This is a genomic window from Geomonas diazotrophica, assembly GCF_018919385.1.
GTDB lineage: Bacteria > Desulfobacterota > Desulfuromonadia > Geobacterales > Geobacteraceae > Geomonas > Geomonas diazotrophica.
Window position 1 is genome coordinate 54,953 of the sequence record NZ_JAHLMF010000008.1, and the last position, 14,408, is coordinate 69,360.

The 14,408-nt window shown below is 60.3% G+C and carries 10 protein-coding genes and 2 tRNA genes; 2 read left to right on the forward strand and 10 right to left on the reverse strand.

Annotated elements, in window-relative coordinates:
* Positions 1-121: 121 nt before the first annotated feature.
* Positions 122-706: a superoxide dismutase gene (locus KOM00_RS10210; RefSeq protein WP_216498820.1), complete on the forward strand. Its 585-nt coding sequence runs from the start codon at positions 122-124 to the stop codon at positions 704-706.
* A gap of 805 nt (positions 707-1,511) precedes the next feature.
* On the opposite strand, the gene KOM00_RS10215 is transcribed toward KOM00_RS10210, so the two are convergent.
* The 6 genes from KOM00_RS10215 to KOM00_RS10240 form a co-directional block, all read right to left on the reverse strand.
* Positions 1,512-1,679 (reverse strand): hypothetical protein, encoded by a 168-nt coding sequence (locus tag KOM00_RS10215; RefSeq protein WP_216498821.1) that lies wholly within the window; start codon positions 1,677-1,679, stop codon positions 1,512-1,514.
* A gap of 86 nt (positions 1,680-1,765) precedes the next feature.
* Entirely contained in the window at positions 1,766-3,022 is a 1,257-nt protein-coding gene (locus tag KOM00_RS10220; RefSeq protein ID WP_236026879.1) for an OFA family MFS transporter, read from the reverse strand.
* 189 nt (positions 3,023-3,211) lie between these two features.
* Positions 3,212-3,781, reverse strand: a complete 570-nt coding sequence (locus KOM00_RS10225; RefSeq protein ID WP_216498822.1) for a hypothetical protein — start codon at positions 3,779-3,781, stop codon at positions 3,212-3,214.
* A 221-nt stretch (positions 3,782-4,002) separates the two neighbouring features.
* Positions 4,003-4,920: a hypothetical protein gene (locus tag KOM00_RS10230; RefSeq protein ID WP_216498823.1), complete on the reverse strand. Its 918-nt coding sequence runs from the start codon at positions 4,918-4,920 to the stop codon at positions 4,003-4,005.
* A gap of 447 nt (positions 4,921-5,367) precedes the next feature.
* Positions 5,368-5,454: transfer RNA gene (locus tag KOM00_RS10235), tRNA-Leu, on the reverse strand.
* A 103-nt stretch (positions 5,455-5,557) separates the two neighbouring features.
* Positions 5,558-8,449 carry an EAL domain-containing protein gene (locus KOM00_RS10240; protein WP_216498824.1) on the reverse strand — a complete coding sequence of 964 codons (2,892 nt, stop codon included), beginning with the start codon at positions 8,447-8,449 and terminating at the stop codon, positions 5,558-5,560.
* Between the two features lie 394 nt (positions 8,450-8,843).
* Here KOM00_RS10240 and KOM00_RS10245 point away from each other — a divergent pair.
* Positions 8,844-8,919: transfer RNA gene (locus KOM00_RS10245), tRNA-Ala, on the forward strand.
* Between the two features lie 92 nt (positions 8,920-9,011).
* Here KOM00_RS10245 and KOM00_RS10250 read toward each other — a convergent pair.
* Genes KOM00_RS10250 through KOM00_RS10265 form a run of 4 tightly spaced genes read right to left on the reverse strand, consistent with a single transcriptional unit; the run spans position 9,012 to position 14,382 of the window.
* Entirely contained in the window at positions 9,012-10,190 is a 1,179-nt protein-coding gene (locus tag KOM00_RS10250) for a lipocalin-like domain-containing protein (protein ID WP_216498825.1), read from the reverse strand.
* Between the two features lies 1 nt (position 10,191).
* Positions 10,192-12,726 carry an ABC transporter permease gene (locus tag KOM00_RS10255; RefSeq protein WP_216498826.1) on the reverse strand — a complete coding sequence of 845 codons (2,535 nt, stop codon included), beginning with the start codon at positions 12,724-12,726 and terminating at the stop codon, positions 10,192-10,194.
* Positions 12,723-13,427, reverse strand: a complete 705-nt coding sequence (locus tag KOM00_RS10260) for an ABC transporter ATP-binding protein (RefSeq protein WP_216498827.1) — start codon at positions 13,425-13,427, stop codon at positions 12,723-12,725. Before KOM00_RS10260 ends, KOM00_RS10255 begins: the two co-directional genes overlap by 4 nt.
* Positions 13,428-13,464: 37 nt before the next feature.
* Entirely contained in the window at positions 13,465-14,382 is a 918-nt protein-coding gene (locus KOM00_RS10265; RefSeq protein WP_216498828.1) for a hypothetical protein, read from the reverse strand.
* Positions 14,383-14,408: the final 26 nt, after the last annotated feature.

A 14,408-nucleotide genomic window follows, 5' to 3' on the forward strand; every position in this document is an offset into this window, starting at 1 on the left:
GAAATTAATTTAGCTGTTCAGTAGCCATGCAACATTTGACACCACTAACCACCCCTGTACAATTAGTCCGAGTTTTTGCGGAACCGCTGCAAATGTCACATTCAACTAAAAGGAGAGAGTTATGACGGCGTTCACGGCAAAAGACTACTCCCAACTCATTGGGATGCCCGGGTTCAGCGAGGCGCTCCTCAACAACCACTTCACGCTGTACCAGGGGTACGTGAAAAACAGCAACGCCCTCGACGAGCTGCTCATGCAACTGCGCAAGGACGGCAAGGGCTCCGAGCCTGTCTTCGCGGAACTGAAGAGGCGGTTCGGGTGGGAGTTCAACGGCATGAGGCTGCACGAGCTCTACTTCGAGAACCTGGGAGGCAACCAGCCTATCAACCAGGACGGCAGGCTGGCGGCAAGGCTGCACCAGGACTTCGGGAGCTACGACGAATGGGTCCAGGACTTCAAGTCCGTGGGCGCCATGCGCGGCATCGGCTGGGCCATCCTGTACCAGGACGCGCACAGCGGCAGGCTGATGAACTGTTGGATCAATGAACATGATGTCGGCCACCCCGCCTGCTGCGCCCCCATTCTTGTGATGGACGTGTTCGAGCACGCCTTCATGACCGATTACGGCCTCAAACGCGCCGACTACATCAACTCCTTCTTCCAGAACGTCGACTGGAGTAAGGCCGAGGAACGGATGCAGATGTAGCGCAGCGCCCCCCCGCCTCTTGAAGTGACAAAAGGGTCTCCCGCAAGAGACCCTTTTCTTTTATCCTCAGGCAGTTGCCATTTCCCAATCTTTACAAGCTATATAAGTGCCGCAAGTCTAAGGGGCGTGTTTCCACCTTAACGGCATGTCGGTGGGGGGCAAGTGGGCGTGCCGTTGGACCCTAACGGCATACCTAGTTAGGGTTAAGTGGTATGCCGCTAGAGCCTAAGGGCATACCGTTTGGAGTTAAGTGGTATGCCGTTAGAGCCAAAGGGCATACCGTTTGGAGTTAAGTGGTATGCCGTTAAAGCCTAAGGGCATACCGTTTGGAGTTAAGTGGTATGCCGTTAAAGCCTAAGGGCATACCGTTTGGAGTTAAGTGGTATGCCGTTAAAGCCAAAGGGCATACCGTTTGGAGTTAAGTGGTATGCCGTTAAAGCCTAAGGGCATACCGTTTGGAGTTAAGTGGTATGCCATCAGAGCCAAAGGGCATACCGTTTGGACTTAAGTGGTATGCCGTCAGAGCCTAAGGGCATACCGGTTGGAGTTAAGTGGTATGCCATCAGAGCCAAATGGCATACCGGTTAGAGTTAAGTGGTATGCCGTTAGAGCCAAAGGGCATACCGGTTGGAGTTAAGTGGTATGCCATCAGAGCCTAAGGGCATACCGTTTGGAGTTAAGTGGTATGCCGTTAGAGCCAAAGGGCATACCGTTTGGAGTTAAGTGGTATGCCGTCAGCCCCTAAGGGCATGCTGGTCAGCGTCGAGTGGCGTGCATTTCAGCTGGAATTGCAGGGACTTCCGCTCTAACGGTGGCAGGTCCCGCAAAAACGGTCAGCCGTGCCGGCAATCTGGCTGCCGCAGGAAGCACAGGCATTGTCCCACTCCGGGTGTCCAGCGTCAGCAGCCCGTTTCTTGGCCTCCAACCGCCTCACCTCGGCCTCCATCTCCTCGTTGTACTGAGTCTCGAACATCGCGTTGCTCTCCTTTCGATGCGTTACCTTCGCCGACCGCGCTTACGCCAGTCAGCCGTAGCGGTGGCGAAGGGATAAGGAACTGCTTATCCCCTCCGTCTCTCCTTCATGAAGAAAGAAAGTAACAGCCCTGTGCCGAGGAAACAGATGGCAACGGCAAAGCTGTAGAAGGAGGCAAGCCCGGGGTGCCCGGGAAAGTGGTCTTTCATCGTCGCAACGATCTGCGGCCCGGCAATCCCGGCAGCCGACCAGGCGGTGAGGATGGCACCGTAGACCGCCGGCATGAGCCGCGCTCCGAACATGTCGAGGACGAACGAAGGCATCGTCCCGAATCCGCCCCCGTAGCAGAGAAGGATGTAGCAGACGAGAGTCGCGAAGAGCCATGGGTGCGAGGTCTGCATCAAAAGGGCGAACGCCGCGATCTGCGAAACGAGGATCAGCCTGAATGTCCGAAGCCGCCCCAGGCGGTCTGAAAAGGCTCCCCATAAAAAGCGCCCGACGCCGTTGAATACCGAACTTGCAGCGATCAGGGTCCCGCCGTAGCCGGCAAGAGCTTCCATTCCGAGTGCAGGATCGCGCTTTGCGCAGACATCCTGGAACAATGGTGACTGGAACCCGATGAGGGCGATCCCGGCGGTAATATTGCAGAAGAAAATCAGCCACATCAAGACGAACGGTCTGGAGAAGATGCAAATTCCGGCAGTCACCGTGTCACTATCCGAGACGGTACCGGCTGTATCGTTAGCCAGTGACGATGCGGTAGGATTACGAATGAAGGCGGCGGAAGCGAGCGAAAGCGCAAGAAAAAGCACACCCATTACCGTGAAGGCAAGGACCATGTCCCCACCGACAGTGCGCAGCAGGGACGGAGCGATCACCTTCGACATGAGAAGCGCACCGAAGCCGAACCCCATTACGACCGTCCCGGTGGCCAGCCCCCTCCGGTCGGGAAACCAGCGGGCGACGGTGGCGACGGGGGTCACGTAGCCAAGCCCCAGCCCGATGCCGCCGATCACGCCGTACCCGAGGTAAAGGAGCGGCAGCGAGTGCATCCGTAAAGCAAGTGCAGCAAGGAGGTATCCGGCACCAAACAGGACCGCCCCAGCAAGGGCAAGTGGACGCGGTCCGCTTTTGGGGAGGATGAGACCGCCGGCGGCGGCAGAGAGGCCTAGAAAGCAGATGGCAAGGCTGAAGGTCCAGACGACTTGGCTGTTGGACCAGCCATAGGTTTCGCACAGCGGTTTCTGAAAGAAGCTCCACGCATACACAGTTCCCAGGTTCAGCATGAGAAGCGTGCAGGCTGCGGCGATGACTACTCGACGAGTTCTGTTTTCAGATGGCAATGTGGCTCCTGCAAGTATCGGACAAGCTTTTGGGCACTTCAGGTTAAGTCGAGGCTAAGCAGATTAACACGCTCGGTTGACAACTACAACTACCTCTATTTTCAGCTCCTCGATGAATAACAGTCGGTGCAGGAGTCAGTTGCCCGCGCTGGGCACGTTTCTCAATTTCTCCCCCGATTATTGCAGGTATCAGTCAGCTTTTGGCTGGCGAAAGGATACCATGATGCCCCAGATGATGGCTGCTGCCATGACGACACCACCGGTGACAAAGAAAAAGCTGCCGATGGAATGATCCCAGGTAAGCAGCCCAAGCTTCCCCAGCATCACCTCCCAGTCGTGGTAATCTTCCACCTCACTCCCCGTGACACCCCCCAGGAGCGGCAGTTGGCCGGCCCGTGCGTCATCCGCGTAGGGAGCCACATCCGCCATGCTCTCTCCCAACCACCAGATGCCGACCGCAGCAGCGTAGCGGTCCCCGCGCATGTAGAAGGAGATTGCCACAACAGCCGGAACCAGAAGCTGCATGATCGTCCCCCCGGCGACCTGAAGGAAGCGACCAAAAGGTGAAAAGAGGACGTGCCCTGCCTCGTGGAAGGGAAGATTGACGAGGTGCAGGAACGTTTCGCCCACGTAATTAGAGGCGACAGGATGGGTCAGGATGCAAAAGCTGTAGAACGCAAGGAGGGCGAGCAATGCACATCGGCCGGCAACAACGCCCGTTGCAGCGGGCTTGGCAGCAACATCCGCAGCCAACGACAAGTCAAATTCCTGCTTCGCAGGCGTTTGATCCGGGTGCTGCCGTACCTTAGCGAAAATGACACCACACCTGGGGCAGGTGTCACAATTTGGCTGGCGCGGCGCCGAACACTTAGGGCAAACCGCGAAGGCTGTGCTTGCCTCAGGTGAAGTCATGGTTCAAGGCTTCCATAAAAAAGATGACGCCTATAATAATCGTCGCTGCACTCATCATTTTCTATTCTCTATTTCGACCAGAACTTCACGCTGGTATCTTTAACGTGACGCTTATCTGCCTCCTCAGCAGTTAGCTCCTTGATGTTCAGATTATCATTGATGCACTCAATCCGGTAATCTTTACCATCTTTGGTCAAGCCCTTTCCTACCTCCCACACCACTTTGCTTTTCCCGATTCCAGAGTCGAACTGTTTCTGGAAACTCTGGACTATCGGCGCGTTCGGTCCCCACTTGTTATTTTCTTTCATCCATATAATCGCCTTGGAGCAAGCGGTCTCGCTCTTCGGCCCGGCTTCGCTCGATGTAGTGAGATTGGGGGCATTAGGCGGGTCAGCTGCGGAAACTCGCAACGTGTCATCCGGCTTCAATGAAACAAACCCAACATCTCTAAGCCGGTTTAATATCCTGTCTAGGAATACGTCCGCCGTCTTGTCATTAATCAGCGCGTAGGATGATTCGCTATAGGTAATCGAGCCGCGCCAGACGATCTTTTCCTGAAATTGGTCATAGATATGGGCCGCCATATCAATATTGGTGTTGCCATCTTGTTTTCTGATGCTGGCGTTACTGGGGGTTATGGTGAGGAGGTAGGGGAACTCTTTCAATTGCATGGGGGGCAGGGTCGCCGGTTCGCCTGACGACTCGTCTACATTGAGATAGGCTTTGGCTTTTATACCGTTTTGCGCGAATACCTCGGGGATTCGTTTATGGACAACCGCATATACCTTTTTCATGGTGTTGTTTACAGTGTTGATGTAGGCCTGATCACTCTTTTCCCTTGCCTTGAAGGTTTTATTGTCAAGGACCACGACTATTTCATGAATCGGTCCGGCAATATTGGCAGTCTTGTGACCAATTACTCTCGTGTTTGAGCAACCAGACAAAAAAATGCAAATGCAAATCAGTAAAATACAAATTTTAGCCACGCTATCACCTCTTTTTCGTTTTTCACTTTGCTTTAGTTTTATTTCGTCAAATAGGGCTGAGGCTGACTACCGACCAACGGCGCAGTTCATAGTTTAAGGGACGCAGTTGACCTGTTAACTATTTCTGCGGCACTTTCCGCTCTCAGCCAACTAATCAACTACCGCCCCCTGGTTCCGCTGTTCAGTTCCAGCTCGGAAGCCCGGTAACTATGCCCAGTGCAACGACACTTTTCAACTGATAGTAGCTGCGGAACAAGATTGGGCCGTAGGCCGCAGATTAACATGCAGGTTAATATGGATCAATTATATTTCTTGTACTGTAGCAAATCTGTAGTCTCACTATGAGCCGGTTATACGCATGGTCCTGTGTTCGAAGTGAAAGCACCTGCTGACGTCAGAAAAAATAAAAGGCTTAGCCCGTGAGAGCTAAGCCTTTTTATTTTTATATGGTGCCGGAGGTCGGGGTCGAACCGACACGGGGTCACCCCCGCTGGATTTTGAGTCCAGTGCGTCTACCAATTTCACCACTCCGGCGTCTTCTGCAGCGCTTTTTAATAGTAGCGCCTCAAAGAGACACATCTTATACCAACAAAACGTGCGCCGGTCAAGTAACTTTGCCTAACATGTCGCATTCTTGTCAGACGGTGCGCTCCGCCAGCTTCGCCTGATACAGCTCGGCATCTTCGGCCGACAGAGGCTTGCTGAACAGATACCCCTGGATGATGTCGCAACCATGCCGCACCAGGAACTCGAGCTGCGCCTCGGTCTCCACCCCTTCCGCCACCACCTTCTTGCCCAGGGTGTGCGCCATGGCGATGGTAGCCGAGGCGATGGCGGCATCGTCCGGATCGACCTCGATATCCTTCACAAAGGAGCGGTCGATCTTCAGCTTGTCCACCGGGAAGAGCTTGAGATAGCTAAGAGAAGAATAGCCGGTCCCGAAATCGTCGATGGCGAGCCCGATCCCCATCGCCTTCAGGGCGCCCAGGATCCTGACGCTCTCGACGGGACGCTCCATGGTCATGCTTTCGGTCACCTCCAGCTCGATCATCCCGGGGTCAGCGCCACAGTTCTTCATGATCTCCGAGAGCATCTCCGGAAGATCTGGCTGCCGCAACTGCCGGGCTGACAGGTTGACCGCGATCTTCACGGGCGGAAGCCCTGCCTCACGCCACCGCACGGCCTGCTGGCAGGCCTTCTCGAAGACATGCCGCCCTATCTCCAGAATCAGTCCTGTCTCCTCCGCAACCGGGATGAACCGGTCCGGGAAGACCAGGCCGTCATCCGGGTTCTGCCAGCGCACCAGGGCCTCGAGCCCGACCAACCTGCCGCTGGCCGGTTCCACCTGGGGCTGGTAATGGAGCACGAACTGGTCGTTGGCGACCGCGCTGCGCAGGCTGTTCTCGATGGCGAGCCGTTGCCGCGCGGCGGTGTGCATCTCGCTGGTAAACATCTGGTAGGTGTTTCGCCCGGCGGCCTTGGCGTGGTACATCGCCGCGTCCGCGTTCTTGAAGAGTTCCGCTACCGTCATCCCGTCGCTTGGAAAGACGCTGATGCCGATACTCGGGCTCGTATAGACCGTGTTGTTGTCCAGGAAGTACGGCGCGGCCACCGTTTTCAGGATCTTCTCGGCCAGATGCGCCGGCTCGACCTGCGACCGTATCCTTGGTTGCACCACCACGAACTCGTCGCCACCAAACCGCGCCACGACGTCCTCCGCCCGCAGCGAGCCCTTCAGCCGGGACGCCACCTCCATCAGCAACAGGTCGCCGACGTGATGTCCCAACGTGTCGTTGATCATCTTGAAGCGGTCAAGGTCCACGAAGAGGACGGCAAGCATGTGCTCTCCCCGTTTGGCCTGCTCGAGGGCCTGGGTCAACCGCTCGACCAGCGTGTGCCGGTTGGGAAGCGAGGTGAGCGTGTCGGTGTGGGCCAACTGCTCAATCCGCTTCTCAGCCTCTTTACGAAGCGTGATATCGGAGAAGGTCGCGAAGTAGTTAGTGATGGTGTTGTCTGGATCGCGAATGGCAGTGATGGTGAGCCATTTGGGATAGAGGGTACCGTCCTTGCGCTTGTCCCAGATCTCCCCCTGCCAGTAGTTGGTCTCAAGGATGGAACGCCACATGTTCTCGTAAAACTTCTTGTCCTCGATACCGGACTTAAGGACCCTGGGGTTCTTGCCGAGTGCCTCCTCGTGCGAATACCCGGTAAATTGGGTAAAAGCCTTGTTGGTCTCGATTATCCTGTTTTCACTGTCGGTTATGACGATCGCCTCGCCGCTTTCGTTGAAGATCTTGGCCAGCAGCTTGATCCTCTTCTGCGTCTTCATCTGCTCGGTAGTGTCCCTGATGCACTCGATGGCGCCGATGACCTCCCCTTTCGAGTTGCGCAGCAAGGATGCGGATGAGGTAAGGTGTGCCGGGGCTGCGCCGAGGCGCGGGGCGTAGCACTCGCCCTGCACGATGTCGCCGTTGCGAACGAAACCTTCGTAGCGCCCCTCGCTATCGACGGCGGGGTTCAAGGCGAGGTCGATCAAGAGAGGACGCCGGTGACCATAGAACGGGATGGCATATTCCAAGCCGCCCCGGCCGATCATCGACTCGGGCGCCACCCCGGTGAGCCTGGTGAGCTCGCGGTTCCACCCCACCACCCGGCCGGAGTTGTCGATGATGAGCGTGGCATCGGGCAGGAACTCGATGATGGTCAAAAGGTACTGCTTGGAGTCCTGGAGTTCGAGGTTTTTCTCCTTCAACTGGGCCTCTTGATGAGAACGCTCCACCTCGACGATCATGGTACGTCGTGTGATGAAACCGATCGAGACGAGTCCCAAAAGCCAGATCGCACCGTGACTGGCCGCAACTCCACGGGCCTGCTTCCCGGCAGCGGCGTAAAACGGCGCAAGCGGTATCGAAACGTCGGTCCCCCCCCGCAGCTCCCCAACCTTGATTCCGGTCCAGGCATGGCACTTGATACATGACTGCTCCATGATCATGGGCTGCATCATGCGCAGGTGGGGCTTACCGTCGATGAGCGTCGCGGTGTAATAAGTCTCGCGGGTCCCCTCCACGATGAACAGGGCGGTCCGCTCCCACTCGTCCGGCGCATCCACCGGGTTGATGTACAGCCTGGAGGTGATCCTTGTATTTATACCGTAGAACTGGGGGGCTTCCCGGGTGATTTCGTTCATGATCATGGCCGGGTTTTTCAGCGTAAGCTGCACGCCCCCGGTGGTTTCCAGGTCCCGATCGGGTACGTGATTCAAAAAAGGGCTGGGCGAAACCAGCGGCCCTTGCTCCATATAGATACCGCCGCGTTTGGAGGCCCATTTTCTGAAGGCGAGATCCTTGGCAAGCGCTATCTCGGCCTGCGTCCTGGCAAGTTCAAACGCCTGCTGGTAGGCGACGCGGACGTTCCACCACACGGCCAGTGAAAGGAGCAGGGTCCAGACCAGTACGGTGATTACAGATCTAGTGAGGATTGTTTTGACGGATCCGGTGTGCGGGAAGGAATTTTGGTGGTCGGATATCACCTCAGCGACTCTCCCGGGTGTTCAGAGTGCTCGGCGGATGTTCAATGCGACAACGATCCCATGGACGGTCGATGGACAGCACAGGGGGCACTGACCAGCGGTTTGGCTGCGGTTGTCTATGACATATCGGGTCAGAGACATTACGACTGTATAGGAGGAAACGAAATACCTACTTCGCTACGCCTAGGGTGAAAGATATCGCAGACACCGCAGCCAAGTCATCATTAAAAGCACGCCGCCTTGGCGAAACCGGAACAGGAGTGATCGGTTGTGCAGTGCCAAGTGCGTAAAGCCGCATCCAGTGCGGCTGTGCGGGAATAACTTTTTTACATCCCGGCAAGAATTATTTATTGACAGTCAAAGCACCGTTTGCTATAAACATGACTCCTTAGATGGGGCTGTAGCTCAGTTGGGAGAGCGCTTGAATGGCATTCAAGAGGTCGACAGTTCGATCCTGTTCAGCTCCACCATCAATTACAAAAGGACCTGGGAGTTTCCTAGGTCCTTTTTTTGTTTCCAAGTAAAGCACTCGACTCCGGCCGGGTGCTTTTCTGTTTCAGGACTACCTTCCGACGGTCCCGCTGTTATCTGCCGACCCGCTTGAATACCCCGTCATCTCCAGATAGCCGGAACCGCCGGGACTCCCCTCCACGCCGCGCACCGCAACCGCCCCCTCCCAGTAACGGAACCCGGTCAAAAGTTCCTGGTCGGCGAGCCTCGGCTCAATCTCCAGGGCAATCCGAGCCGCTGGAACCCGCAGGCGCCACACCGAGGGATAGCGGACGCGGCTTGCCGGGCTTTCCCACCACCTCACCACCTCCAACTGCACGTCCTCACGCTTGAGCACGATGCTGTGCCCGTCGGGGGCGACCAGGGTCCCGCCTGAAAAGGGATCGCTGCTGCCGTCACGCTTTCGTAACCGGTAGAACATCACGTCCCTGCCGTCATCGAGTTGCAGGGCGAACCAGTCCCAGCCGACCTGGTCCTGCTCGAGCGCGCTGGTGCTCCATTCCCGGTCCAGCCAGGAAAGCCCGCTCACGGCAAAGCGCTCCTTCCCGATGCGCAGGGTCCCGGACGTCGCCATGCGGGGGATCGAGTAGTAGTACGATGCGTTCCCGGCGGTACCCCCCTTGCGGCTTAGTCCCCCTGCCCCGTTCAGGATCTCGGGCTTCACGCTCACCAGGTTGAAATCCACGGCCATATCGGGCTCCGCTGCGGTCAACCTGACACCCCAGGGACGGCCGGAGTTCTGCAGCATCGCCCAATTCTCCAGGCGCACGGCAAGAGGATCCCCGCCCGCGTCGGCAAGCCCCAGCGCACCGCGGCTGAAGCGTTCAGCAAAGCGGAACCTCTTTGCAGCGACGTCGGTCACGGCAAAATGCGCCATGTAGACCTGGTTGGTCCCCCAGGCCGATAGCCTGGCCTCTGCCCCGGGGGTGAGCGCCGTCTTGAAGAAGGTGAGCTGGTAGCCGAAACGACGCCCGTCCGAGGCCTGCAGGTTGCCGGTGAAATACCACCACTCGTTGCGATAGCCGGGGTGGGGACCGTGATCGGCAGGAAAGGAAAAGCGGCGCGGCTTTTCGGCGCGGAGATACCCGGGAGCGCCCCCCCCACCGAGGGTCTGGGTGACGCTGAAGGTTTCGGGCCGCGCGGTTGCGGCCGGCCGCCAGGCGGACCAGAGGTACCAGAGCAGCAGCGCGGCGAGGATAACGGCCGCGGCGATGAACAGGAGGCGGCGCATGCTACTCTTCCTCCTTGAGCGCCTGGGCGGGCGAGGTGCGTGCGATCCTGAGCGAGGGGTAGATCCCCGCGAGGAAGGCGGCGGTGACGGAAAGAACGACCGCCTGGACGAGCTGCGCCGGGGTGATCGCCAGCTGCATGGTCCAGCCGAAGGAGCGGAGGTTCACCACGTAGATCAGCACCAGGGCCTCGACGATGCCCAAGGGGAGCGACAAGAGCCCGGCGATGAGCCCGATCAGCACCGTCTCCCCGCAGACCACACCCCAAACCTGCCCCGGAGTGAGCCCCACTGCGCGCAGCACGGCGAGCTCGCGGGCCCGCTCCACCTGCATGGCCATAAGCGCGGAGAGGATCCCCACGAAGGCGACCAGCATGGTCAGCATGCGCAGCACCCCGGTGATGGCAAAGGTACGGTCGAAGACCTCGACCGTCGCCTGGCGCAACTGCGCGTTGGAAACCACCGTCACCTGCTCCTCCCCTGCCCTATCGCGCACCAGTTCCAGGAGCCGCGCCAGGCTGAGCCCGGGCCCCGCCGTGAACGACATGCCGTCGACGCTTTCGTCGCCGAAGTTCGCAACGTAGCCGGTACGGCTCATGATGACGATGCCGGTGTCGGAGCCGTAGTCATAGATGATGCCGGCCACAGGAAACCGCCTCTCGCCGCGGCTGGTGCGCAGGACGACGCTGTCGCCGGGGTGCAGGTGGTGCCGGTAGCTGTACGGCTCGGAAACGAGCACGGCCTCGCCGCGGCTGAAGCGTTTCCAGGCGAGGGCGGGATCCCCATCCTTGAACGGGTAGCGCAGGAAGCTCCGCTCGGGGACCTGCACCGAGAAAACCTCGGTAGCGCCGGACGCCCCCTCGATCCGGACGCGGCGCGACAGCGTCACCTGGGCCTCCCCCTGGAGCCCTAAGAGGCGCCGCACCAGGGCCGGGTTGAGCGGGGGACGGTAGCGGCCGCCGCCCCGGTCGGCCGAGGTGAGGTAGACATCGGCCTGCAGCCAGTTGCCGAGCCAGTTCTGCACCGTGAGCCGGAAGCCCCCCACCATGATGCCGACACCGATCCCGGCGGACACGGCGACCACCAGCGCCGCCGTCGCCACCCCGGTTCGGGAGAGCGACACCACCACACCGCGGGCCGCCATCCTCCCCAGGGAGCCGAGCAGCAGCTCGAGCAGGGGACGCAGCAGCGCAGACATGAACATCACCCCGGCGGGAACCAGCAGCGTGTAGCCGACGATGACGGCGAATAGCCCGGCGAAACCGCCCACGATGCCGCCGCGCTCGGTCAGGAAGAGGGCGCAACCGGCCAGCATCAGGATGACTCCGCAGCAAGCGGCGAGGGGCACCAGCCTCCTGCGGCGGGACTCCACCTGCGAGCGCGACAGCATGGCGCGCGGGGGGGCGCCGGTCGCCTCCAGGGCGGCCGGCAAGGTGGCGGCCAGGGTGGCGGCGACCCCGAGAAGCGCCCCCTTCCAGAGGGCCGCCGGAAGCAGCGGCAACCGGCGCACCTCCATCACGAAATAGAGGTCGTTGATGGTCCTGGTGACCAGCCGGGTCAGTTCCGAGCCGAGCAGGACACCCGCCGCAAGCCCGGCGATGGTGCCGGCGATACCGATCAGGAGCGCCTCGGCGCAGATCATGGTGAAGACCTCGCGGCGGCTCACCCCGAGGGCACGCAGCATCCCGATCAGCCGCCTTCTGCGCACCACGGAAAAGGTCATGGTGTTGTAGATCAGGAACATCCCGACCACGAGGGCGAGGAGGCTCAACGCCTTCAGGTTCAGCCGGAAGGCGCGGGTCATCTTGTCCAGGGCGCCGGCCCTGGCGCCGGCGGGGGCAATGTCGGCGCCGGGGGGAAGGACGGACCGTACCTCATCGAGCACCCCCGCCCCCTCTTCTCCTCCCGGCAGCACCAGGTCGATGCGCGACAATCGCCCGACCAGGCCAAGGAGTTCCTGCGCCGTGGCGATGTCGCAGACAAGGACCGAGGCGAGCGCGACCCGGCTCACCTCGTCGGAGGGCTCGAGGATCCCGGCCAGCATCAGCTGCCACCTGACGCCTGCACTGTCCGCGGGGAAGGTGGCGCCGCGTTTAAGGCCGCGCTCGGCGGCGCTACTGGCAAGCATCAGGACCGCGCCGGGGCGCGTCATGAGGTCGGTTAGCACGCTGCGATCGGTGAAGCGGGAGGAAAAGCTCCTGATGGGAGGCTCGGAAAAGGGATCGATGCCGATCAGCTGGAAGGTGCGGCCTGATAGCTGCAGGTGCCCGGTGACCACGGGGGCGGAGCCGCGCAAGCCAAGCCGGACGCGGATCGTGCGGTAGAGCTCCTCCGGAAGGCCGGTTGGTCCGCCGACCACCTGGTGCGTCGCGCGCCCGGCAACGGTTTCTGCGGCGAGGCGGAAGGCCCGCTGCGCAGCCTCGTTGGCCTGATCCACCGCGGTGACCACGGCGACCCCGAGGGCGACGCCGAGGACGGCTAGCACGGTGAGCCAGGGGTGGCGCAGCACGTTGCGCATCCCGGCGCGCCACAGGATCATGGCCTCGCTCCCGGCAGACCGGCCCCGTCCACAAGGACACCGTCCTTGATGCTCAGTACCCGGTCGGCGAGGGTGGCGACCTCGCTGCTGTGCGTCACCAGCACCAGCGTGGTGCCGGCCGGGCGGAGCAGGCGCTGGAACAGATCGAGTACCTGGCGTCCGGTTTCCGCGTCCAGATTCCCGGTCGGTTCGTCGGCCAGTACCAGCTTGGGGGCATGAACCAGGGCGCGGGCCACGGCAACGCGCTGCTGCTCGCCGCCGGAGAGGCGGTCGGGAAAGGCGCGGGACCGGTCGGCGAGCCCCACGGCGTCGAGGAGCTCGCCCGCGCGCCGGCGCTGCACGGGGGTGAGAAGCCCGGCCAGCTCAAGGGGAAGCAGGACGTTCTCCTCCACGGTGAGGGTGGGGATCAGGTTGTAGAACTGGAAAACGAAACCGATGTGGTTGCGGCGGAACAGGGTGCGCTCGCGTTCGGAGAGGCGGTTCAAAGCGGCGCCGTCCACCCTCACCTCCCCCACGTCGGGAAGGTCGATGCCGCTGACCAGGTTCAACAGTGTGGATTTTCCGGAACCGCTGCGCCCGAGCAGGAAGACCCAGGAGCCGGTGGCTATGGAGAGGGAGGCATCGCGGAACACGACCCGCTCCCGGTCCCCTTCGCGAAAGCTCTTGCCGATCCCCTTCAGTTCGACAATCGGTTCTGCCATTACCTGTCCTTTGCCTTGAGTGGCGGCGATACCCGGATCAGTTCCCCTGTTTCGCCTGCAGGGCCTCCTGCTGGGCCCGCTCCATCTTCTTGTTGCTGAGGTAGGCCGCCTTGTCGATCTCCTTCAACTGGCGCGGGTACTTGGCGGTCAAGTCGTACCAGCGGTTCAGGCGCTGCTCGAAGCGCTGTCCCTCCGGGTACTTCAGGGCATCCAGGTAGGTCTGCAGGGCGAGGTAGTAGCGCATGGTGTTGCGCTCCACCGCACCGCGCACGCCGTCGATGTAGGACTGTTTCCCATCGTCCCCGACCAGGGTGAAGCCTACCTTGTCCCTGCCGAGCGTGGCGAAGTAGGTCTTGATGGCCATGCGCGCCATGGTGCCGTGGCTGTAGGTGTAGCTGAAATGCAGGAAGGTTCCCTGCCCCTCCAGCGGCACGGCCTGAACGCCGATGCGGTGGTCCTTGGTGCCGAAGGGCCCCTCTTCCCCCACCAGGGCGAGCTCCAGGTAGTCGGGCTGGCTGGACGCGACCCGGAAGGCGAGTTTCAGCGGATAGGCGTCGGATGGGGGCTGGAAGTACTTCCGGCCGCTGTAGAGGGTCAGTTGGGTCTGCTGCTTGGTGGTCTTGTAGACGCAGGCCTTGATGTTGATGTGCAGCGGGGTGATGTCGCACCAGGCAGTCGGGGACTGCAGGGCCTCGCGGACCGCCTCGAAGGGGTAATGGAAGATGCCGTACATGTCGACCCGCACCGAGTCCTGCCCCTCGAGCGATTCGAGGTAGATCGGGGCACCGAACTGGTTCTTGTCGAGCTTGGCCTTGAGGAGGGAGTGCTTGGCCAGGAGCGCCCGTTCCCCCGAGGACTCGGTCTCTGCCGCGCGCGCAAAGGTGCAGCAGAAAAGGATCACCAACAGCACGCAGGCGAAAAGCCTGACTCGAGAAATCCGTTTGGGACCTACCATGCGATAGAACCTCCTCCGGCGGGCCG